Source organism: Rhizobium sp. BT03 (genome assembly GCF_030053155.1).
Lineage (GTDB): Bacteria > Pseudomonadota > Alphaproteobacteria > Rhizobiales > Rhizobiaceae > Rhizobium.
The window spans coordinates 257836-280096 of record NZ_CP125640.1; the positions used below are offsets into that span (position 1 = coordinate 257836).

Annotated in this window: 22 protein-coding genes; 4 read left to right on the top strand and 18 right to left on the bottom strand. The window is 61.8% G+C overall.

Annotated elements, in window-relative coordinates:
- Positions 1–7 precede the first annotated feature (7 nt).
- From QMO80_RS01250 to QMO80_RS01270, 5 genes are all read right to left on the bottom strand, one after another.
- On the bottom strand, positions 8–847 hold the full coding sequence (locus QMO80_RS01250) for an acyl-CoA thioester hydrolase/BAAT C-terminal domain-containing protein (RefSeq protein ID WP_283198555.1): 840 nt from the start codon (positions 845–847) through the stop codon (positions 8–10).
- 24 nt (positions 848–871) lie between these two features.
- Positions 872–2152, bottom strand: coding sequence for a multidrug effflux MFS transporter (locus tag QMO80_RS01255; protein WP_283198556.1), 1281 nt, complete (start codon positions 2150–2152; stop codon positions 872–874).
- A gap of 52 nt (positions 2153–2204) precedes the next feature.
- A complete protein-coding gene (locus QMO80_RS01260) occupies positions 2205–3410 on the bottom strand; it encodes a multidrug effflux MFS transporter (protein ID WP_283198557.1) in 1206 nt (401 codons plus the stop codon).
- A 138-nt stretch (positions 3411–3548) separates the two neighbouring features.
- Positions 3549–3884: a Grx4 family monothiol glutaredoxin gene (gene grxD, locus QMO80_RS01265; protein ID WP_003586231.1), complete on the bottom strand. Its 336-nt coding sequence runs from the start codon at positions 3882–3884 to the stop codon at positions 3549–3551.
- 182 nt (positions 3885–4066) lie between these two features.
- Positions 4067–4315 (bottom strand): hypothetical protein, encoded by a 249-nt coding sequence (locus QMO80_RS01270; protein WP_283198558.1) that lies wholly within the window; start codon positions 4313–4315, stop codon positions 4067–4069.
- A gap of 164 nt (positions 4316–4479) precedes the next feature.
- Here QMO80_RS01270 and QMO80_RS01275 point away from each other — a divergent pair, with 164 nt between their 5' ends.
- Entirely contained in the window at positions 4480–5655 is a 1176-nt protein-coding gene (locus QMO80_RS01275) for a hypothetical protein (RefSeq protein ID WP_283198559.1), read from the top strand.
- Between the two features lie 295 nt (positions 5656–5950).
- Here QMO80_RS01275 and QMO80_RS01280 read toward each other — a convergent pair whose 3' ends face one another.
- From QMO80_RS01280 to QMO80_RS01295, 4 genes are all read right to left on the bottom strand, one after another.
- Positions 5951–6184 carry a BolA/IbaG family iron-sulfur metabolism protein gene (locus tag QMO80_RS01280; RefSeq protein ID WP_004676237.1) on the bottom strand — a complete coding sequence of 78 codons (234 nt, stop codon included), beginning with the start codon at positions 6182–6184 and terminating at the stop codon, positions 5951–5953.
- Between the two features lie 19 nt (positions 6185–6203).
- A complete protein-coding gene (gene purL / locus QMO80_RS01285; RefSeq protein ID WP_283198560.1) occupies positions 6204–8435 on the bottom strand; it encodes a phosphoribosylformylglycinamidine synthase subunit PurL in 2232 nt (743 codons plus the stop codon).
- A 172-nt stretch (positions 8436–8607) separates the two neighbouring features.
- Positions 8608–9186, bottom strand: a complete 579-nt coding sequence (locus QMO80_RS01290; protein ID WP_283198561.1) for an acyloxyacyl hydrolase — start codon at positions 9184–9186, stop codon at positions 8608–8610.
- 122 nt (positions 9187–9308) lie between these two features.
- Positions 9309–10727, bottom strand: a complete 1419-nt coding sequence (locus QMO80_RS01295; protein ID WP_283198562.1) for a PLP-dependent aminotransferase family protein — start codon at positions 10725–10727, stop codon at positions 9309–9311.
- Positions 10728–10808: 81 nt separating this feature from the next.
- On the opposite strand from QMO80_RS01295, the gene QMO80_RS01300 reads away from it, so the two are divergent.
- Entirely contained in the window at positions 10809–11066 is a 258-nt protein-coding gene (locus tag QMO80_RS01300; RefSeq protein WP_283198563.1) for a DUF1127 domain-containing protein, read from the top strand.
- Positions 11067–11090: 24 nt separating this feature from the next.
- On the opposite strand, the gene QMO80_RS01305 is transcribed toward QMO80_RS01300, so the two are convergent.
- The 7 genes from QMO80_RS01305 to QMO80_RS01335 form a co-directional block, all read right to left on the bottom strand.
- Positions 11091–11489, bottom strand: a complete 399-nt coding sequence (locus QMO80_RS01305; RefSeq protein ID WP_283198564.1) for a hypothetical protein — start codon at positions 11487–11489, stop codon at positions 11091–11093.
- Between the two features lie 31 nt (positions 11490–11520).
- Positions 11521–12192 carry a phosphoribosylformylglycinamidine synthase subunit PurQ gene (gene purQ / locus QMO80_RS01310; RefSeq protein ID WP_003586242.1) on the bottom strand — a complete coding sequence of 224 codons (672 nt, stop codon included), beginning with the start codon at positions 12190–12192 and terminating at the stop codon, positions 11521–11523.
- Positions 12189–12743, bottom strand: coding sequence for an RNA 2'-phosphotransferase (locus tag QMO80_RS01315; RefSeq protein ID WP_283198565.1), 555 nt, complete (start codon positions 12741–12743; stop codon positions 12189–12191). The genes purQ and QMO80_RS01315 overlap by 4 nt, the downstream gene beginning before the upstream one ends.
- A gap of 44 nt (positions 12744–12787) precedes the next feature.
- A complete protein-coding gene (gene purS, locus QMO80_RS01320; RefSeq protein WP_003568928.1) occupies positions 12788–13030 on the bottom strand; it encodes a phosphoribosylformylglycinamidine synthase subunit PurS in 243 nt (80 codons plus the stop codon).
- A gap of 15 nt (positions 13031–13045) precedes the next feature.
- Positions 13046–13810 (bottom strand): phosphoribosylaminoimidazolesuccinocarboxamide synthase, encoded by a 765-nt coding sequence (gene purC, locus QMO80_RS01325; RefSeq protein WP_003568927.1) that lies wholly within the window; start codon positions 13808–13810, stop codon positions 13046–13048.
- Between the two features lie 229 nt (positions 13811–14039).
- Positions 14040–16325, bottom strand: coding sequence for a bifunctional diguanylate cyclase/phosphodiesterase (locus QMO80_RS01330; RefSeq protein ID WP_283198566.1), 2286 nt, complete (start codon positions 16323–16325; stop codon positions 14040–14042).
- A 96-nt stretch (positions 16326–16421) separates the two neighbouring features.
- Positions 16422–16976, bottom strand: coding sequence for an alpha/beta hydrolase (locus QMO80_RS01335; RefSeq protein ID WP_283198567.1), 555 nt, complete (start codon positions 16974–16976; stop codon positions 16422–16424).
- Between the two features lie 177 nt (positions 16977–17153).
- On the opposite strand from QMO80_RS01335, the gene QMO80_RS01340 reads away from it, so the two are divergent.
- The gene (locus tag QMO80_RS01340) at positions 17154–17957 is read left to right on the top strand and encodes a DUF2189 domain-containing protein (protein ID WP_283198568.1); all 804 of its coding nucleotides are present in this window, start codon (positions 17154–17156) and stop codon (positions 17955–17957) included.
- A 128-nt stretch (positions 17958–18085) separates the two neighbouring features.
- Positions 18086–18544, top strand: a complete 459-nt coding sequence (locus tag QMO80_RS01345; protein WP_283198569.1) for a low affinity iron permease family protein — start codon at positions 18086–18088, stop codon at positions 18542–18544.
- A 20-nt stretch (positions 18545–18564) separates the two neighbouring features.
- Here the strand turns inward: QMO80_RS01345 and QMO80_RS01350 are convergent, their stop codons facing one another.
- Both QMO80_RS01350 and QMO80_RS01355 read right to left on the bottom strand, forming a co-directional pair.
- A complete protein-coding gene (locus QMO80_RS01350; RefSeq protein WP_283198570.1) occupies positions 18565–20040 on the bottom strand; it encodes an HlyD family type I secretion periplasmic adaptor subunit in 1476 nt (491 codons plus the stop codon).
- Positions 20037–22235, bottom strand: coding sequence for a type I secretion system permease/ATPase (locus tag QMO80_RS01355; protein WP_283198571.1), 2199 nt, complete (start codon positions 22233–22235; stop codon positions 20037–20039). Before QMO80_RS01355 ends, QMO80_RS01350 begins: the two co-directional genes overlap by 4 nt.
- Positions 22236–22261: the final 26 nt, after the last annotated feature.

A 22261-nucleotide genomic window follows, 5' to 3' on the forward strand; every position in this document is an offset into this window, starting at 1 on the left:
CGTTCGGCTACAGGATAGAGAGAATGTGTTCCCACGCTAGTCGCCCCAATTCGGCGTCGGCGTCATCATTTCCACCGTGAGCATGCAGCGATGACCGCGGCGTCGTTTCGCCCGGCAGCAGGATGCGGTGGCCCGCGTCCTCTCTCAAGAAAAGCTGCGTGGGCAAGGCTGCAGCCGCACGTCGGCGAACGATCGACGCCGCGAATCTGTCCGATGGCCAAAGCGCGTCGTCGGATCCTGCTATGAGCAGAATGTCGGCGCGTGTTCTCTCCAAAGGAATCGAGGCTGCTTCGACCTCCGACTCGTGCACATCAAGGCATCGTTCGAACAGGCTCCTGTAGGCAACAAGCCCATTTCTGTACTCCCGCACCCATGCAGGATCCGTGGGTACGAAGGGAAGCGGCGCGCCTTGCAACGTCCACGACGAGCGTTCCGGCCAACTGATCCCGTCAAGACCCGGACCGATATTTCCCCATACGACTGAAGAAGGGCTCATCGCGACAACGGCGCTAACGCGCGGGTCGTAAACCGCTGTGAGCAGAGCAGCTTCGGCGCCTTTCGATGTTCCCACGAGGACAATACGGTTGCAGCCGAGCTCCACTATATAGTCTACGGCACTAAAAAAAGTTTCCAGCGGCACTTCGCAGATGCCCGGCACCTGGCCTTCGCTGCCGAACCAGCGAAGCGCGATGGCCGTTGCCCCTTGGCTTGCAAACAACTTGGCGCGATCCGAATCCACTCGGCCGCTGGAGCCGGCGAGCACTAAGACGCCAGTGCCAATATCCCGTTCGGGGCGAAAGATCTCGCCCTGCAGTCCCGGAGGGAAAAGGTCATGTCCTGTATCCAAAACCCGGTCCTCCAAGGGCTTGCTTCAGAAGTGGGCCGCACCCGGATCCAGCTGCGGGCTGTCGCCCGGGTGGGTGAAGAGCTTGCCGTTTTCAGCCCAGAGGGTGGCGGCGATCGTTACCGCGCCGAAGAGCGCGAAGCCGCCGAAGAGGGGCTGGACCGTGCCGTTGAACATTTGGCCGACCAAGCCGCCGAGAATCGCTCCGAATGTGGTCGAGACGAAGCCGGTGACGGCGGTGGCGGTGCCGGCGAGATTGCCCATCGGCTCGAGGCTGATGGCGGTGAAATTGGTGGCGATGACGGCAAACATCATCAGCACGATGGTGAAGATGCCGTAGGCGGTGGCGAAATCCGGCTTAGCGGCCAGCGAAATGAAGAAACCGGCAGCTGACAGCGCCGTGAAGATCAGCAAAGCGGCATGCGATATGCGGCGCATTCCGAATTTACGCACGAAGAAGCCGTTGGCGAAATTGGCGACAGCGATGCCGCCGGCGGTCGCCGCAAAGGCGATCGGCAGCCAGTCGCCGAGGCCATAGACCTCGCCGAAGACCTGCTGCACCGAGATGACATAGGCGCTGATGACGCCGGTGAACATGGTGAGGCCGACCATGTAGCCGCAGGTGATGCGGTTGGTGAGCACGGTCTTGAATCCGTCGACGACGGAACCGACCGACAGCGGCAGCCGCTCTTCCGGCGGCAGCGATTCCTTCAGGCGCAGAAATGCCCAGACGAACAGGATGGTGGCGGTGATGCCGAGCAGGATGAAGATCCAGTGCCAGTTGGCGTACATGATGATCAGCTGGCCGACGGAGGGGGCGACGATCGGCACGATCATGAAGACGATCATGACATAGGACATGACGCGGGCCATTTCGCGGCCGCCGAAGCAGTCGCGCACGATGGCCATGGTGGTGATGCGCACCGCCGCACCGCCCACGCCCTGGATGAAGCGCATGACGAGCAGCATTTCGAAGCTGCCGGTTGCCGCGGCGGCAAACATTGCGAAGAGGTAGCAGACGAGGCCGCCGAGCAGGATGTTGCGGCGGCCGAACGTATCCGAAAGGCTGCCGAAGAATATCTGTGAGACACCGAAGCCTAAGAAGAAGACACCGATGATGAGCTGCGCATCGTTGGTATTGGTGACGCCGAGGGAATGGCCGATATTGGGCAATGCCGGCAGCATGCTGTCGATGGCCATGGCGATGCTGGCGGTCATGATGGCAATGGTGACGACGAATTCGCCGAAACCCATGCCGATGCGGCGGGAGCCCTGGTTTTCCTGATGCGGTTTATGCGGCGGCGTCATGTGGTGAAATCCCGGATGCGAAGGAGGTGGCCATTCAGAGGAGGTGGGCCGTTCAGACGGCCGGGTTATGCTGTTGGAAGAGGCGGCCCTTCTCGGCGATCAGCACGAAGACGAGCCCGATGATCGACACGATGAAATAGCCGGCGACCATCGGCAGCGCGGTGCCGTCGAAGGCCTGGCCAATGCCGGCGCCGATGAGGGCACCGCCGACCGTGCTCATGAAGCCGAGGACGGAGGAGGCGGTGCCGGCGACGTGGCCGAGCGGCTCCATGGCGAGCGAATTGAAATTCGAGCCGATCCAGCCGAACTGGAACATGGCCAGGCCGAAGAAGGAGATGAACAGAGCAAAGGGCATCGGCTCGGAGCTCGCCATCTGGACGATCAGCCAAATGGTGTTGATGGTGATGAAGCCGATCAGCGAGCCGTGCGACAGGCGGCGCATGCCGAGCTTGCCGACGAAACGCGAGTTGAAGAAGGACGACAGCGACATGAAGATCGCCACGCCGGCGAAGGCGAAGGGGAAATAGACGCCGAGATCGTAGATGCCGACATAGACCTGCTGAGCGGAATTGATGAAGCCGAACAGCGCGCCGAAAATGAAGGTGCTGGCGATGGTGTAGCAAAGCGCGATGCGATTGGTCAGCACCAGCTTGAAGGCGCCGAAGATCGAGCGGGTGGTGAAGGGGCGGACATTGGCGGGATGCAGGGTTTCCGGCAGGCGGAGATAGGCCCAGACTGCAATTGCCGTCGCCATGGCGGCGATGAAGAGGAAGATCAGGTGCCAGTTGCCGAAGAACATGACGATCTGGCCGGTGCCGGGTGCAATCACCGGCACGATCATGAAGACCATCATGATCAGCGACATGACTTCGGCCATCTGCCGGCCGCCATAGATATCGCGGACAATGGAGACGGTGATGACGCGGGTCGCTGCCGAACCGACGCCCTGGACGAAGCGCAGGGCGAGCAAGCCTGCGAAGGAGGGGACGAAGACGATACTGATGGCGGAGAGAATGTAGATGACGAGACCGATCAGCAGCGGCGTGCGGCGGCCGAAACGGTCAGACAGCGGCCCGTAGAACAATTGGGCGCAGCCGAAGCCGAGCAGATAGGTTGAGACAACGAACTGGCGATGATTTTCACTCTCGACGCCGAGGCTCGCGCCGATCTGCTGCAGGGCCGGCAGCATGATATCGATCGCCAGGGAGTTGACGGCCATCAGGAAGGCGGCGAGCGCGATAAACTCTCGCTTGCCCATGGGCAGGCGGCCCGCGGACACGGCTTGTGATGAATCTGTCACAATGAAATTCCCATAAACAGGTCAAGGCGCTGCTAGCCGCAGCGCCTCGGACTCAAGATTACAGATTTGGAAACCGGGCGGACGTCCGGTGACCGGTCAGGCGGCGCCGCGCACGGTGATGCCGTTTTCCTGGAGATGCTGCTGCAACTCACCGGCCTGGAACATTTCCCGGACGATATCGCAGCCGCCGACGAACTCGCCCTTGATGTAGAGCTGCGGGATCGTCGGCCAGTTGGAATATTCCTTGATCCCTTGGCGGATCTCCGAATCGGCGAGCACGTTGACGCCTTTGTAGTCGACGCCGATGTAATCGAGAATCTGCACGACCTGCCCGGAGAAACCGCACTGCGGAAACTGCGGCGTGCCCTTCATGAAGAGGACGACGTCGTTGCTCTTGATTTCGTTGTCGATGAATTCGTGAATGCCGCTCATAGGACCTGATCCTTTCAACAGGCGGGTTAAAGGCCCGCCGTTTCAATCGTTGTCTTTAGATAGCATGTGGCGGCAGGAATTCCACCCGCCCAAACCAAAAAAAGACCAATCTGGTCAGGCCACTCCGGGATTGTTGCCGTCGCGTTACGGTTGACGGGTGAGATAGGCGTTGCGCGCCTGCCTCAGCTGCGACGCTGGCGGCTGCGGCCGGCGGCGGTGCGGCGCTTGCTGACCTGTTTGCGGGCGGGCTTGCGTGTCGCGGTCGTCTTGCGGGCGGTCGAGGCTGGTTTGCGCGCAGCGGCCGTCGTCGATGCGCTGCGCGTTTTACGCTTCTTGCGCTTCGTCGTGGCGCGGCCGGTGGTTTTCTTCAGGATTTCCTTCAGCACGCTGTCGACGACGCCCGAGATCAATTCTTTGACAAGATCGGCCACAAAACCCCTCCGTTCGTGGTGGAAACGACATGCCTGCTATTGAATTCCTGATGACTTCGGTTAGCAAGGCGGCTTCGAGACGAAAGCTGCTTTTTTGTCGATATTGGAGGCATAGCAGCCGGATCGCAGCAACATGCCGGCCATTCGCCGGGCCGGAAGGTGGAATGAAACTGATCGAGAAGCGGGTCGTCCTGCATTTTCCCGGCTTCGAGCCGCTCGATGGCGCCGCTCACAGGGCGCGCTACGAACGTTCTGCCAAGCAGAGCGCTGCTGTCTGGGGCTATTCGGTCGAGGTGGGGGCGCCTGCGGCGGGAAGCGATCCGCGCAGTTTCGAGGTCACGACGGGCGGCGATGCGGCGCCCGGTGAAACCGGTTCTCGCGGCTGGCAGACGAAGAGCCGGATCCACATGGTCGATCACGATATGTTCGTGCGCCGACTGCGCAGCGGCAACACTTTGAGCCAGATCATCGCAGGCTTTCGCAGCTGCGCTCAGATCATGTTCGAAGGCGGCATGCGGGGATATTTCCGCCATGCCTGGCGCTTCGGGCTGTTCTTTCTCTTTCCGTTCCTGCTGACGGCGCTGGCGATTGCGCTGACGGCGCAAATCGCTGTGCTGCCCTATGGTCTCGGCTTTTCTCCCTGGCACATGCTCTGGAGCGGGCCGCTCGCGCTCTGCTTCTTCATCTTCGCCTTCCTGCCGTTTTCCGAACGCTTCCACACGCTGCATCTCTTTGCCGATTGGGAAATGGCGGTGGCGCTCGGCCGGATGGATCGGGCCGATTTCAACGACTGGCTGGAAGACCGGGCGACGGCCGTGCGTGAGGCCCTCACCGAAGAAGCAGACGAGTATGTGATCTCCTCGCACAGCATGGGATCGAATGTGGCCGCCCATGTCATTGGCATCTTGCTGGAAAGGGAGCCGGAGATCTTCACGGGCAAACGCGTAGTGTTTGCCACGCTCGGCAGCGCCATTCTGCAATGCGCGCTGCTGTCATCGGCAAGAGTGCTGCGCGCCCGCGTCGGGCTGATCGCCCGCTGTCCGGAGATTTCCTGGCTCGACGTGCAGTGCCTGACGGATTCGATCAATTTCTACAAGGTGCCGGTCGTCGCCGTGTCCGGCCATGCCGATGCACCGCCGGCAAAGATGATCCTGATCCGTGTCAAGCAGATGCTGACACGCGAGCACTACCGCAAGATCCGCAAGGACCAGCTCCGCGTCCACCGGCAATATGTGCTGGGGCCCGATCTGCAGGCGGCCTTCGACTTTACGCTGATGACATCGGGGCCGATGCCGGCTTCGGTGTTTGCTTATCCGGAGAAGGGCAGGTTACCGGCTTAAGGGGTGTGGTGCTCGGTAACGATGGAAGCATCACGTTTACGCCGGGCTCTTTGATGGGAGTTCCTTTTCGGGACTCGACGCGATTCCAGCTCACCAAGGCCGCTGGATCGATGCGCGTTCACAAAACCACCCTCATTCCTGTGCCCGTCACAGGAATCCAGCCACCGCGCGTCGGCGCGGTGAATGACTCACTTGTTTCAAGGAAAAGGTCTTATGTGCCCAAGGACTTGGGCACGCTGGATTCCTGTGACGAGCACAGGAATGAGGAGTGATGGGGGCGCGGCCTACCCTAAATTCAATCCGGCGCCGAGGTCTGCAGTGCCAGTGCGTGCAACACGCCGCCCATATTGCCCTTCAGTGCCTCGTAGACCATCTGGTGCTGCTGTACGCGGCTCTTGCCGCGGAAGGCTTCTGCGACGACTTCGGCGGCGTAGTGGTCGCCGTCGCCCGCCAGATCGCGGATCGTCACCTTGGCACCGGGAATCCCAGCCTTGATCATGTCTTCGATATCGCCGGGTTTCATGGCCATGATCGTTACTCCTTGCGCATCATTCCGCAGCCAGTTCGCCGCGGCCTTCCATGAAATCAGGGAACCACGATTCATGGGCATCGCGCAATTGCTGAATCGGCAGCGAGATGAGATCGCCGACGACAAGCGCCGTGCCTCCGACCGTGCCGAGACGGCGGAAGGGAACGCCCGCGCCTTCGGCGTTGGCGCAGACGAAATCGGCGACATCGGCCGGGATCGTCAGCACGTATCGTGCCTGGTCTTCACCGAAGAGCAGCGCATGCGGCGCACCCTTGCCTTCGCCGAGATCGATCGTCAGGCCCTTGTCCGAGGCCATGGCCATTTCCGCGAGTGCGACCGCAAGGCCGCCCGAGGAAATGTCGTGGCAGGCGGTCGCCTGGCCGTTGCGGATGACGGAACGGACGAAATCGCCGTTGCGGCGCTCGGCAAACAGATCCACCTCGGGGGCCGGACCTTCGCGGCTGGCGAGCACATCGCGGAGATAGACCGACTGGCCGAGATGGCTGCCGTCGACGCCGATCATGACCACCTTGTCGCCGTTATTGGCGGCGCCGATGCGGGCCATGTTGCGCCAATCCGGCAGCATGCCGACGCCTGCGATCGTCGGGGTCGGCAGGATGGCGACGCCGTTGGTCTCGTTGTAGAGCGAGACGTTGCCTGAGACGATCGGGAAATCGAGTGCCCGGCAGGCCTCGCCGATGCCCTTCACCGCCTCGACGAACTGGCCCATGATTTCGGGCTTTTCGGGATTGCCGAAGTTCAGATTGTCGGTGGCGGCGAGCGGCTCGGCGCCGGTCGCGGTGATGTTGCGCCAGCATTCGGCGACCGCCTGCTTGCCGCCTTCGAAGGGATCGGCCTCGACATAACGCGGCGTCACGTCGGAGGAGAAGGCGAGCGCCTTGCTCGGGTGGCCGTCGACACGCACGACGCCGGCGTCACCGCCCGGAAGCTGCAGCGAATTTCCCTGGATCAGTGTGTCATACTGCTCGTAGACCCAGCGGCGGCTCGACTGGTTGGCGGAGCCGACGAGCTGGAGCAGCGCCTGGCCATAATCCTGAGGGGCGGCAACGAGATTGGCGGGCAGGGGGGCAGGTTTGCCGGACTCGCGCCAGGGGCGATCATATTCCGGCGCCTGGTCGCCGAGATCCTTGATCGGCAGGTTGGCGACTTCCTCGCCCTGATGCATGACGCGGAAGCGCAGATCATCCGTGGTTTTGCCGACGATGGCGAAGTCGAGGCCCCATTTGACGAAGATCGCCTTGGCTTCCGCTTCCTTCTCCGGCTGCAGCACCATGAGCATGCGCTCCTGGCTTTCCGACAGCATCATCTCGTAGGCGGTCATCTGTTCTTCGCGCACCGGCACCTTGTCGAGCTCGAGCAGGATGCCGAGATCGCCCTTGGCGCCCATTTCGACGGCCGAGCAGGTGAGGCCGGCCGCACCCATGTCCTGGATAGCGATGACGGCGCCGGTCTGCATCAGTTCGAGGCAGGCTTCGAGCAGGCATTTTTCGGTGAAGGGGTCGCCGACCTGAACGGTCGGGCGTTTTTCCTCGATCGATTCGTCGAATTCGGCCGAGGCCATCGTCGCGCCGCCGACGCCGTCGCGGCCGGTCTTGGCGCCGAGATAGACGACCGGAAGGCCGACGCCCTTGGCTTCGGAGAGGAAGATGGCGTTGGATTTGGCGATGCCGGCGGCAAAGGCGTTGACGAGGATGTTGCCGTTGTAGCGGGCGTCGAATTCGACTTCGCCGCCAACCGTCGGCACGCCGAAGGAATTGCCGTAACCGCCGACGCCGGAGACGACGCCGGAGACGAGGTGGCGGGTCTTCGGATGATCCGGCTCGCCGAAGCGCAAGGCGTTCATCGCGGCGACCGGGCGCGCGCCCATGGTGAAGACGTCGCGCAGGATGCCGCCGACGCCGGTCGCAGCCCCCTGGTAAGGCTCGATATAGGAGGGGTGGTTGTGGCTCTCCATCTTGAAGACGACGCAATCGCCGTCATCGATGTCGACCACGCCGGCATTCTCGCCCGGGCCCTGGATGACGCGCGGCCCCTTGGTCGGCAGCGTGCGCAGCCATTTCTTCGAGGATTTGTAGGAGCAGTGCTCGTTCCACATGGCCGAGAAGATGCCGAGCTCGGTGAAAGTCGGTTCGCGACCGATCAAATCCAGAATGCGCTGGTACTCGTCCGGCTTCAGGCCATGGCCCGCAATGAGTTCCGGCGTGATCGGGATGGTGTTTGGAATGGTCATGAGCGGAAAGTCCCTGGCGCGTTTTGCGCTGTCTTTAGCTTATGTCGCGGCGATGCGCGACAGAAAAAAGCCTGCCGTCTACACAGTGAACTGACTCCCGAAAGTTGGACACCCAACTTTCGGGGGCAGTTCACAGGGGCAGGGAGGCTTTTCTCGTAAAGGCTCTCGCCGCTCAGAACTTGTAGCCGATCTGCAGGCCGGCGCGCGTCATGCCGTCGTTCGGGCCGTCGCAAAGATTGGCATGCGAGGAGTGGGCGATCTGGGCCATCACGTTCCAATGCGAGGTGAAACGATAGCCGGCGCCGGCATATTCGTGGAAGAGAACGCGGCAGCCGAGTTCCGGGCCATCACCATCGCCCTCGAGATCGCCGGTATGGATGACGCCGCCGAAGCCCGCTTCGGCGAAAAGCTTTTCGTTGAAATCGACCGTCCAGGTGAAGCCGGTGAAGAATTGGGTGGCCTCGCCTGATGTGCCGATCGAGGTGCCGAGATGGACGCGGGGATGCAGCAACTGCTGTTGCCAGCCGACGGCAGACTCGTAGCCGAAAGGATCGAAAAGAGCGGTGATCTCGGGAAAGACGCCGTCTTCCCTGGAATGGCCGGATTGCACCGAGGTCGAAAGGCCGAAACGCAGTTCATCGAATATCTGCTCGCCGGCATTCGCCGAGCCTGCCGCCAAGGTGCCGGCGATTGCTGCCGACGACGCCGTATTCAAAAAACGCAACGCGATCCTTCCGAAGTCGATCCTCATTTGCTGTCCTCTGATTCGCGTCGGGCGAGAATAACAAAGACGTAGCATGGAGGTTGAGTCGGTGAAGCGTCCCGAATTGGCTCTGACGTTTTTTCTAAATTATGACGTGTATTTGCAACACCTCATATTTCGCCGTCATAGGCGGAACCGCCGTTTTCGAGCAGCCGGCGCAGGATCATCAGGCCGGAGACCAGTTCCTGTTCCGACTTCGGCGAGGAGAAGCCGATGCGAACGCGGTGATAGATTTTCTCGCCGCGCGCCGCCTTGAACTCGTCCTCGTCATCGACCAGCACGCCATCGCGGTAAGCGGCGTTCTTGAACGTGCCGGACATCCACGGCTCCGGCAGTTTCAGCCAGAGGAAAGGCGCGTGGGGGTGCGATTGGAAATCGAAGCCTTGCAACTGCTCGCGGGCGAGCCGGACGCGCCGGGAGAGTTCTTCGACGCTCTGCTTGCGGATCGCGTGCGCCGTGCCGCTTTCGACGAGACGAGCACAGGTTTCCGCCAGGATGAAGGGCAGGCCACCGGTGATCATCCTGTGCGTCACCCTGATGCGCTGGGCGAAATGCGGCGGGCAGGCGACCCAGCCGCCGCGCACGCCGGCGGCGACGGATTTCGACAGGCCGCTGACGAGGAAGGTGCGATCGGGCGCAAGCGAGGCGATGAGCGGCGTGTCATCGTCGGCCATGCCGCCGTAGAGATCGTCCTCGATCAGCCAGACGCCATGTTTCCTGGCGATTGCAGCAATTGCCGCACGCCGTTCATAGGGCATGATCGTCACGGTGGGATTGTGGATGGTCGGCATGAGGAAGGCGAGCTTCGGATGCTGCTGCTGGCAGAGCCGCTCGAAATCCTCAGGGATCACGCCGTGTTCATCGGAATCGACCGTCAGCGTGCGACGGCCGAGAAGGCGGGCGCTGCGGCTGACCTGGGTGTAGGTGAGGTCCTCGAAGACGATCTTGTCGCCCGGCGCCGAGACGGCGGCGATGACGGCAACCGCCGCCGCATGGGCGCCGAGCGTCGGCACGATGTTTTCGGCTTCCGGCGTCCAGCCGCTGCGGGCAAGCCAGCGGCGGCCGGCCTCGAACCAGTTGCCCGGAAAACTCCTGGAATAGGAGGAGATTTCGGCAAGATGCTGCTCGCCGATCTCGGAAAGGATGCCCGCTATGATCTTGCCCTGGCCAAGATCGGGAGCGGCGGTGGTGTCGAAACGGATCTTGTCTGCCGGCGCATCGCGGAGGCGGGTGCTGCCGAGCGAAACCGTCAACGGGTCGGCCTGTTCGCCGGGCGGGGTCTCCGAGCGGTTCAGCACATAGGTGCCGCGCCCGACTTCGCCGGCGACCAGGCCACGCTCATGCACCAGCGCATAGGCGCGGCCGATCGTGCCGATTGTCACCCCGATATCATAGGCGAGATTGCGTTGCGGCGGCAATTTGCTGCCGGCGGGCAGGGCGCCGCTCGATATGGCGGATTCGATGCTGTCGGCAAGCCGGAGATAGACCGGCCCGGAGCCGCGGGAAAGATCAGGAAGCCAATTTGTCATGGTGACAATTGCCTATATTGTCACATTGTATCTGTCAAGATTAAGAGTCAATTCCAACGGATAACCGAGAGGATTCCTGGAATGTCTGCCTTGCCTGAGATCAAAATGCCAATTGTACCGATTGTCTCCTATGAAGATAGGAGACAGATCGTCCTCCCCGATGTGCCTGCAGAGGGGACGACTCGCTTGGGCCGCATTTGGGCGGCGGTGCTTGTCTGGCATCAGAAGCGGGAAGGCCGGCGGGCGCTGAGAAACCTGACGGCGAGCGAACTCAAGGATATCGGCGTGTCGCAGTCCGATGCCGCACGCGAAATCAGCAAGTCGTTCTTCTGGGACTGATTCCGCGGGGATTGATCGCAGCGATCAGCTGCAGGCCTTGCTGCCGCCGGACCAGCGATTGACGTCGGCGGCGATGCGGCCGGCGACCGGTTCCGACATCATCGGACCGAAGGCCTGGACATTCGACGGGCTTCCCTCGGCCTGCACGACGAGCAGCGGCCGGCTTTCCGGGCTGCCCTTATGGACGAGCAGGATGCGCGGGCGACCGGAGAAGGAATTGAGCTCCGGCGCGAGCTTGTAAGCAGCAAAGGCCGGATCGCCCGATTTGAACCAGCAGGCATTGGCGCCGAGCGCCACGCGCTCCATCGTCGGCAATGCGGCGCGGTTCGGACCTGACGGTGCCGGCGTGGACTGGCAGGCCGCGACCATGGCTGCGAGAGCGGCAAGCAGGGCGGCATTTGCGACGGAAAGGCGAGGGCGCATCGATCTTGCTCCAGATCCGGATGAGAGGATTTCAGGCGGCAATGACATCGAGCGCCGAGGCGAAGAGGCCGCGGCCATCCGAGCCGCCATGGGCGGCTTCGATCAGGTTTTCGGGATGCGGCATCATGCCGAGCACGTTGCCCTTTTCGTTCATGACGGCGGCGATGTCGTTGACCGAGCCGTTCGGGTTGGTGCCCTCGGCGTAGCGGAACACCACCTGGCCATTGCCTTCGATTGCCGCCAGCGTCGCTTCATCGGCGAAATAATTGCCGTCGTGATGGGCGACCGGGCTGCGGATGATCTGGCCCTGCGCGTAGGCGCGGGTGAAATCCGTCTCGGCATTGACGACTTCGAGCTTGATTTCGCGGCAGACGAATTTCAGCGAGGCATTGCGCATCAGCGCGCCGGGCAGCAGGCCGGCCTCGACGAGGATCTGGAAGCCGTTGCAGACGCCGAGCACCTTCACGCCTTTTTCGGCTTTGTCGATGATCGCCTGCATGACCGGCATACGGGCGGCGATCGCGCCGCAGCGCAGGTAATCGCCATAGGAGAAACCGCCGGGGATGACTATCAGGTCGACATCGGGGATCTCGGTTTCCGTCTGCCAGATCGTCACCGGCGGCTTGCCGGAAATTTTCGTCAGGGCGGCGATCATATCTCGGTCGCGGTTGAGGCCCGGAAGTTGAACGACGGCTGATTTCATGGGGTCCCCGCGTCTGGCGAAAGATATTGATTTGGAACGCTTTCGGCGAGCCATACTCCATTGTCGGAGACAAAGAAAGAATGACCCTCTGAAAACATGCGAGCCGCATCGACACGCAGGATGAGATATTCACCCTTGCGGCGCGTTGCGACGATTTTTGCGGTTTCGATGTCCGCCGACAGATGAACGTGATGACGCTGCATCTTTTTCAAGCCTTCGCGCTCGATCGAATGCCAGTTGGCGGAAGACGTGCCGTGGTAGAGAGCCGCTGGCGGTTCCACCGGGGTCAATGCGAGATCGACGTCGACGCTATGACCCTGATTGGCGCGAATTCTATTGTCGGCAAGGGTGAAGCGCTTCTTCGGATTGTTTTCGACGACCGCGATAATATCGGCGCGGGAAACGTCGTATTTCGACGTCACCGCCTTTTCGAGTTCATCCAACGACACCCAGCCCTCGGCATCGAGCGTCAAACCTGCGGCCTCAGGCGCATGACGCAAAACATAGCTCATATATTTCGAGACTTCTGTCTCCAGCTTTGCCTGCGTCATGACGCCAAATCCTCAAGGTCCGCCGGACGACGGGTCGGTGATCGTCAGTCGATCGCGATCGCGTAGTTCTCGATGACCGTGTTGGCGAGGAGCTTCTCGCACATGGCTTTTAGGTCGGCTTCGGCCTTGGCCTTGTCGGTGCTTTCCAGTTCCAGGTCGAAGACCTTGCCCTGTCTGATGTGGCCGACGCCCGAGAAGCCGAGGGCGCCGAGCGCGCCTTCGATAGCCTTGCCCTGCGGATCGAGAACGCCGTTTTTCAGCGTGACGGTGACACGAGCCTTGATCACTTTGTCTTTCCTGCCTTACTTGACCAGAACCGGGCCGGTGCCGCGCACAGGCTCGTTTTCATTGATGATGCCGAGACGGCGCGCAACTTCGGAATAGGCTTCGAGCAGCCCGCCGAGATCGCGGCGGAAACGATCCTTGTCCATCTTCTCGTGGGTCTCGATATCCCAGAGCCGGCAGCTGTCCGGTGAGATTTCGTCGGCGAGGATGATGCGCATCAGATCACCTTCGAAGAGGCGGCCGCATTCGATCTTGAAGTCGACGAGCTGGATGCCGACGCCGAGGAAGAGGCCGGTCATGAAGTCGTTGACGCGGATGGCAAGCGCCATGATGTCGTCGAGCTCGGCGGGATTGGCCCAGCCGAACGCAGTGATGTGCTCTTCGGAGACCATCGGATCGTCGAGCGCGTCGGATTTGTAGTAGAATTCGATGATCGAGCGCGGCAGCACCACGCCTTCGTCGATCCCGAGACGCTTAGCGAGCGACCCGGCGGCGACGTTGCGCACGACGATCTCCAGCGGGATCATCTCCACTTCCTTGATCAGCTGCTCGCGCATGTTGAGCCGGCGGATGAAATGCGTGGGGATGCCGATCTTGTTCAGATGGCTGAAGATATATTCGGAAATGCGGTTGTTGAGGACGCCCTTGCCATCGATGACTTCGTGTTTCTTCTTGTTGAAGGCAGTGGCATCGTCCTTGAAGAACTGGATCAAAGTGCCCGGTTCCGGGCCCTCATACAGAATCTTTGCCTTGCCCTCGTAGATACGGCGGCGACGGTTCATCGTGGTCATTCTCTGTTGTTGGCGCTCTTGGGATAGCGCGAGTGGATCGATCTCGTGGCGTCCCCTTAAAGGAAAAGAGTGAGTTTCACAATCCGCCTATCCTTCCTTCCCCGGTTTCCAGATTTTACGGAATACCGCCAAGAGAATCGAATGAATTCGCAAGACGAGTCTAGCGCCTTTTCCGATACGGTGAAATGACGGCGAAATGGCGGGCTGCTTGTGCAGGTCTTTATTTGGCGGCTCTGTTTCGAAGCTCGCGGCGAAGCTGCGTCTGCAAGGCGCGCGCGGCGACCTGCCCGTGGCGCCAGCTGCCGGCGCGGATGAAGGAGGAGATCTGCATGGCCGGCATCGGCCGGGCGAGTGCGTAGCCCTGCAGCGTGTCGCAGTCGAGTTCTTCGAGAATGCGGATATGATCGGCAGTCTCGACACCCTCGGCAATGACAAGAATGTTCAGCGAGCGGCCGATATCGATGATCGAGCCGACGAGTTTGCGCTGCTCAGCCGATTGCGGCAGCAGCCGGATCAACTCGCGGTCGATCTTCAGCGTCTTCGGGCTCAGGCGCAGCAGGCTGACGATCGAGGCGTGGCCGGTGCCGAAATCATCGATCTGGATGTCGATGCCGAGTTTGCGCAGCTTTTTAAGGTTGGCGGCGACCGCCTCGTCGCAATCGTCGAGCGAGATCGATTCCAGCAATTCGAAGGCGAAGGTGCCGGGCGCAATCTTCAGGGCGCGGAGCTTCTTGCCGAGATCGGGATCGCCAAGCCGCCGGGCGGAAACGTTGACCGATATCTTCGGAACGGACAGCCCGTCCTTGATCCAGGCGCGGCGATCGGCGATGGCGCGCTCCAGGATCAGAGCGTCGATGGTCGAAACGACGTCGAGATCCTCGGCGATATCGAGGAAACGGTCTGGTGCCAGCAGCCCGTGCACCGGGTGCTGCCAGCGGGCAAGTGTTTCGACGCCGACGACATCAAGCGTGCGGGCATCGAACTGCAGCTGATAGAAGGGCACGAATTCGTTGCGCTCGAGGCCGATCAGGATCTCGTCGGCAAGGTGCTTGGCCGAGATGACGTCGCGGCGGTCGGATGCGGAGAAAAATTCGAAACGGTTGCGGCCCAGGCCCTTGGCGCGATAGAGCGCGATATCGGCATCGAGCAGCATCTGTTTGGCGTCGAGTGTCGGGCCGCTATCGACGGCAATGCCGATGCTGGCCCCGAAACGGCAGTCGTGCCCCTCATATCTGACCGGTTTGCGCAATTCGCGAATGATCCGTTCGGCAAGGCTGGCGATCTTCTTCGAGGCGGGATCGACGGTGCAGAGGATGACGAATTCGTCGCCGCCGATGCGGGCCACGAAATCGGCGGCGCGAACGGAGTTTCTGAGCACGCTTGCAGCATGCTGCAGCATGGCGTCGCCGGCCCGGTGGCCGAGCGTGTCGTTGATCTGCTTGAAGCGGTCGAGATCGATATGCAGGATCGCAAGGCCCAAGCCCTTGGCCCGGCATTCAGCCGAGCGCTCGTCCAGCATCTTGTCGAGATAGCGGCGGTTCGGCAGGCTCGTGAGATAATCGTGCAGCGCCAGGCGCTCGATGCTCTCCTTGGCGGCTTCGAGCTCGCGGTTATGCGCCTCGGCCTGATCCTTGGCGCGCTGCAGCTCGTTGCGGAGCGCGACCTCCTCGGTGACGTCCCAATTGGCGCCGATCAGCTTGCGGTGGCCGTTGCCGTCGACGAAGAAGGCCGAGCGGGCGCGGATGACGCGCTCGGCGCCGTCGCCGCGGATGATGCGGTATTCCTGCTGAAAATCACTGCCGCTTTCGACGCTGCGATCGGACAAGCCGAGCACGCGCTCGCGATCGTCGGGATGCAGGCTTTTTGCCCAGATGTCGCTGGCGATTGGCCGCGAGGCGCCCTTCAGCCCGTAAATGGCGATGAGACGCTCGTCCCATTCGACGGTATCATTCTCGATATCCGCCTCGAAGACGCCGATGCGGGAAATCTCCAGCGCCAGGTCGAGCCGGCGCGACAGGCGCGACAGCGTATCCTCGGCCTCCTTGCGGGCGGTAATATCCGTATCCGTGCCGACGATGCGCGTCGGCACGCCGCTCTCGTCCCATTCCACGCAGGCGCCGCGGCAGTCGATCCACATCCAGTGGCCGTCCCTGTGGCGCTCGCGATATTCGAAGATCTGGAAATCCGGATCGCCGGCATTTTGCCGATCGATGGCATGGACGACAAAATCGCGATCATCGGGATGGACGAGGGCCAGCCAGGCATCGTAATCGCCGGCGGCCTCCTCGTCGGGCGCCATGCCGCGCATGGTCTTCCACGTCTGCGAATAATATTTCCGGTCGAGACGATAGTTGTGATCCCAGACGCCGAGGCCGGAGCCGACGAGCGCATGGTTCCACCGGCTCTCCCGTTCCGCCAGGTCGGAATCGTCATCCGCTACGCTGCCGACGCCTGCCTCAGCCGCCGTGGAATCATCGGCCTCTGGATGGGCTTTCTTCACGGGCATTCTCGCTTATTTCATCTCGGCGCAGTTTGCTGTCATTCCATTAAGAAAGACTTAGAAAGCACTTGCTGAATTATCGAGAAGGGCCGGTTTCCTCTATCAGGCGGAGAGCCGGCTGAGGAACTGAGCGAAGACCATGGTGCCCTCGGGCCAGGGGCCGTGACCGGAATCGGCATTGATATGTCCTGCCTCGCCGGCATCGACGAGGAAGGAGCCCCAGCTGCTGGCGATATCGTCGGCATGTTCGTAGCTGCCGAACGGATCGTTGCGGCTCGCCACGGTGATCGACGGGAAGGGCAGCGGATCGCGCGGGTAGGGGCCGAAGGTCATCAAGTGCTTCGGGCGAATATCCGGATTGGCAACATCGGGCGGGGCGACGAAGAAGGCGCCAGCCACCGGCTTGCGGAAATGCGGGATGGCGTGGATTGCCGAGGTCACGCCGAGCGAATGGGCGACGAGGATAACCGGGCGGGTCGAGGCGTTCACTTCCTCGGCAATCTGGGCGATCCAGTCCTCGCGGACTGGCTTTGTCCATTCGGCCTGTTCGACGCGCCGCGCCGTGCTGAGCTTTGCCTCCCAGCGGCTCTGCCAGTGGCTCGGGCCGGAATTGGTGTAGCCGGGGATGATGAGGATATCTGCGTCTGAGGCTTTCATAGTGCCGCCGATGTGAGAAGGCGCGCCCGAGATGTCAAGAGGGGATGTGAAGGGAGAGAGCGACACGGGCGATTTGGTTTGCTATATTGCTCCAGTGCCGGTTGCGGATTTCGTGTCGGCGTTCCCGCCGATTGCGTGTCCGCCGCCGACAAGGTCTCGGCTGAGGAGGAGAAAGCCATGGCGGCATTTCATGTCATGACGGGTTCTAGCGAAAGCTTTGCACGGCCCGTTGTCAATCGCATCGGTATCGCCGACGTCTTCGACGCGCTGAAGCGCGGTTACGATGATTTCATGGAGAAACCGTCCCACTACGTGTTCCTGTGCCTGATGTACCCGATTGCCGGCGTCTTCCTGACATTGTGGACGTCCGGGGCCAATCTTTTGCCGATGGTCTTTCCGCTGATGGCAGGTTTCGTGCTGATCGGCCCGATCGCAGCGATCGGCCTCTACGAGATCAGCCGCCGGCGCGAAGCCGGCCTCGACAGTTCGTGGACGCATGCGCTCGAGGTCCGCCATTCGCCGGCGCTGCCCTCGATCGTCGCAGTCGGCTTGATGCTTTGCGGCATTTTCGTCGTCTGGCTGGTGACGGCGCAGACGCTCTACAGCAATCTGCTTGGCGAAGTATTTCCGCGCAGCATGGCGGATTTCTTCCGTCAGGTCTTCGGCACGCCCGAGGGCATGCAGCTGATCATTTGGGGCAATCTGATCGGCTTCGTCTTCGCGCTCGTCGTGCTGGCGATATCCGTCATCACCTTTCCGCTGTTGCTCGACCGCGATGTCGGCGCCGTGGCCGCCGTCGTCGCCTCGATCCGCGCGACGATCGCCAATCCGGTGCCGGTGCTGCTCTGGGGCCTGATCGTCGCTGCGCTGCTCGTCATCGGCACGATCCCGGTCTTTGCCGGGCTTGCGCTGGTCATTCCCATCCTCGGCCATGCGACCTGGCATCTTTATCGCAAGCTGATTGCGCGGGAAGCCGCGTAATCGAAAGTTTCCGGGGATCTCGAACTGTCGCGATCCCCGGAATTCAAACCTTCCCCGGTTCCCGGAACCTCAAGACCTCCCGCCGCGTTATTTGTGACCGGCTTTTTGGGAGGATTTCAGAGGTGACGATGAAGCATCTGTTCGCCCGCTTCGCAACCAAGATCTCGGAATGGGCGGGCAAACCCGTCATCTTCATCCTGGCGCTGACCGCCGTCATCATCTGGGCGGCACTCGGCCCCTTCTTCGACTATTCGGAAACCTGGCAGCTGGTCATCAACACCGGCACGACGATCATCACCTTCCTGATGGTCTTCGTGCTGCAGAACGCCCAGACGCGCGACACCAGGGCGATCCAGGCCAAGCTCAATGAAATCATCCTGACGAGCCACGCCGAAAACCGCTTCATCGGCATCGAAAACCTCGACGAGGAAGAACTGAAGCGTCTCGACGAGCTGGTCGCCAAGGCTGCCAAGGGCAGGGGCGAGACGGAGGCTTGCAGGACGACGGAGGATCTGAAAGCTATGCCGTCGAAAAAGGAAGAGCCACGCAAGCGACGGGCTTCAGCCAAGCCGGCGAAGCAGAGATAGGGTCGACTATTTTTCCGCACTTACCTTTCCTGCATCGCTTCCGAGGCAATTTCGGCAAGCGGCGAGTAGAGATATTCGAGGATGCGGCGGCTGCCGGTTTTGACCTCGACAGTGACGGACATGCCGGGTGAGAGCGGCACGCGCGTTCCCTCGATGTCGATGCTGGCGACATCCGGCTTGATGACGATGGGGAAGACCAGGTTCTGGACGCGCTGCGCATTGCCGATTGGGATGATGCTCTGCAGCTCCTTTGCCGGCTGGCCTTCCAGCTGCTGTGCATCTGGCTCAGGAATGGCGTCGGTCGCGACACGGGTGACTTTCCCGTTGAGGATGCCATAGCGGGTAAAGGGGAAGGCCTCGATCTTGATCACAGCAGTTTCCCCTGGTGAGACGAAGCCGATGTCCCGGTTCGGCAGATAAGCTTCGATTTCAAGCGAGGCGTCGTCGGGGACGATCCGCATCAATTCCGCGCCTGCCGTCACCACCTGGCCGACCGTGGTGATGGCGGATGTCTGAACAACACCTTTGATCGGGCTCTTGATCGTCATCGACTCGAGGCGCTTGGCCGCCTTTACCAGTTGCTGTTCCTTCTCGTCGATCTCCCGTGACGCCTGCGCCTGTTTCTGAGCATTATCGGCGACGAAGGTCTTGATGGCTTTCAGGCCTTCGCTGGTCGCAGCAATGATCGCGGTCTCCGCTTCCGCCCGCTGACCGATCTGCTCGGCAAGCGTTGCCTCTTCCTTCTGCCTGATCTCGACCGCATCGATGACACCGGATCTCGACCCGGCGCTGAGATCGACGAGGTTGGAGCGCATGGTGACACGATCTGCAAGCGTGGCCACCAGGGCCTGTTGGGCGGCGACCATTTCGGTATATCGCTTCAAAGCGGCGAATTGCTGATTGCGCTGGGCCGCCAGGCTGTCCACCGTCGATGCAAGCTGCTCAAGATCTGAGGTGTAGAGCAGGGCCTCCCGTGCGCGGATCTCCGCCGGTATGGAGCTGTCGAATTCGGGGGTGATTTCGATCTTACGCGACCCGCTCCAGAGATCGCTTTTCTGCCAGGCGTTAACCTCAGCCAGTGCTGCAGCTCGCCGGGTAACCTCGGCACGCAGCGCGGCAAGGCTGGTGGACAGGGTGTTGACTTCGGCCCTGGCTTCGGTCGGATCGAGCTCGACGAGGATGTCTCCGGCTTCCACCTTGGCGCCGTTCGAGACCGGGACCGCGATCGTCTTGCCGACCTCGATCGACTGGATCACCTTGACGCGTCCGGTCGGCTGGATCTTGCCCTGTGCCGTCGCGACGATATCGAACGTGCCGACATAGCTCCAGACCAGCGCGCCGGCCGTCAGCAGGCAGATGAACCAGATGAGCGCGGTGCGGATCGGCGAGGCCGGGGTTTCCAGGATTTCGAGCGCGGCCGGCAGGAACTCGTTGTCGACCGGCAATCGCTTCGGCGGTTTCGGCGGAAGCCGGGGAGGCTGGACGTTCTGGTTCATGATTCAACCGGCCCCGTCTGCAATTGCCAGAGATGGGCATAAAGCCCGTTCGGGCGGGCCAGCAGCTGATCGTGCGTTCCCTCTTCGACGATGCGCCCGTCCTTCATACCGATGATGCGGTTGCAGTGGCGCACGGTTGCCAGGCGATGGGCGATGATGATGACGGTGCGGCCGCGGACGATCTCGCGCATATTGCCGAGGATGATGCGCTCGCTCTCATAGTCGAGCGCGCTGGTGGCTTCATCGAGGATCAGGATCGGCGGATTGGTGGCGAGCGCGCGCGCAATGGCCAGGCGCTGCCGCTGGCCGCCGGAGAGATTGGCGCCGCGCTCTTCGATCAGGGTATCGTAGCCGCGCGGCAGCTTGGCGATGAATTCGTCGGCGCCGGAGAGTCGCGCCATCTGGATGGCGGCGGCCCGCGACATGGCAGGATTGACCATGCAGATATTGTCGTGGATCGTCCGGTTGAACAGCATGTTCTCCTGAAGCACCACACCGATATTTGACCGTAGCCAGGCCGGATCGACCTGGGCGATGTCCTGGCCGTCGACGAAGACCTGGCCGTTGTTCGGGATATAGAAGCGCTGCACCAGCTTCGTCAGCGTCGACTTGCCGGAGCCGGAGGGGCCGACAATGCCGATGACTTCGCCCGGCCGGATCGCAAAGGTGATGTCCTTGAGCACATCCTGGCCGTCGGGGGAATAGCGGAAGTTCACCGACTTGAAGCCGATCGCGCCTTTCGGCGGCGGCAGGCTGACGGCAACGCTCGGACGCGGCTCCTGCGGGGCGTTCAGAATATCCGAGAGCCTGGCGACGGAGACCTGCACCTGCTGGAAATCCTGCCAGAGCTGCGACAGGCGCAGGATCGGCTGCGAGACCTGGCCGGCGATCATGTTGAACGCGACGAGCGCCCCGACGGTCAATTCGCCGTCGATCACCGCTTGCGCGCCGAAGAGGAGCAGGGCGGCAGAGGTGATCTTGTTGATGTACTGGATGGCGTTCTGGCCCTTCGCCGCCAGCATGGTCGCCAGGAAGGACGAGCCCACATAGGCGGCAAGCCGCTCTTCCCATTGCGAGGAGACCACCGGCTCGACGGCCGATGCCTTCAGCGTCTGGATGCCGACCACGGTTTCGACGAGCAGTTGCTGGCTGAAAGCGCCGCGCTCGAACTTCTCGTCGATCCGCTCCTTGAGGAAAGGGCGGATGAGAAAGCCGATCGCCAGGTAAAAGGGAATAGAGGCGACGACGATCCAGGCGAGCTTCGACGAATAGGAAAACAGCACGAAGATGAAGATGATGGTGAAGATCAGATCCAGGCCGGAGAACAGACCTTGGCCGGTGAGGAAGTTGCGGATGGTTTCGAGCTCGCGGATTCTCGCGACTGTCTGGCCGGTGGCGCGGGTCTCGAAATAGCTGAGCGGCAGGTTGAGGAGGTGGCGGAAGAGGCGCCGGCCAAGCTCGACATCGATGCGGTTGGTGGTGTGCGACAGCGCATAAGTTCTGAGATATTGCAGCACGACATCGAAGAGCCCGACGGCGGCAAGGCCGACGACGAGCACGATCAGCGTCGAATAGCTGCGATGCGCGAGCACCTTGTCGACAACGACCTGGAAGAACAGCGGCGTCACCAGCGCGAAGATCTGGATAACGAGCGAGGCGATCAGCACGTGGCCGAAGGCGCGCCGATAGCGCCAGATCGCCGGCAGGAACCAGCGGAAACCGAAGTGCTGCTGCGAAGCGCCGGGGCCGGCAAAACGGCGTTGGACGAGGATGAACTCGCCCGAGGTCAGAGCCAGAAGTTCGTCTGCCTCGACGTTGCGAGCAGAGAAATCGATCGGATTGATCAGACGATAGCGACCTTCGGCGGCCACGCCGCCGAAGACGGCAAAGGTGCCGTCCTTCAGCGAGGCAAGGGCGGGAGCTGGCAGAGTCGTCAGCCGTTTGACACGATGAGCTCGGACCATCCGCGCCTTCAGGCCGATAATCTTTGCGGCGCGCAGAAGGTCGTCGCGTGATGCCGGCGCGGTCAGCGCAAGCTCGCGGCTCAAAGTCTCTGGGCGCGATGCTATCCTGAAATAGCCGGCCACGGCAGAGAGGGCCGCCAGGCCGCTGTCGGCAACCTCCGCTTCCGGCGCAGCACTCGGTTCGTTGTTTCCCGTCACCGCGTCGCGGTCGGGTGTCTGGATGTCGGTCATGATGGGGGATCAACGAAAGGCGGATA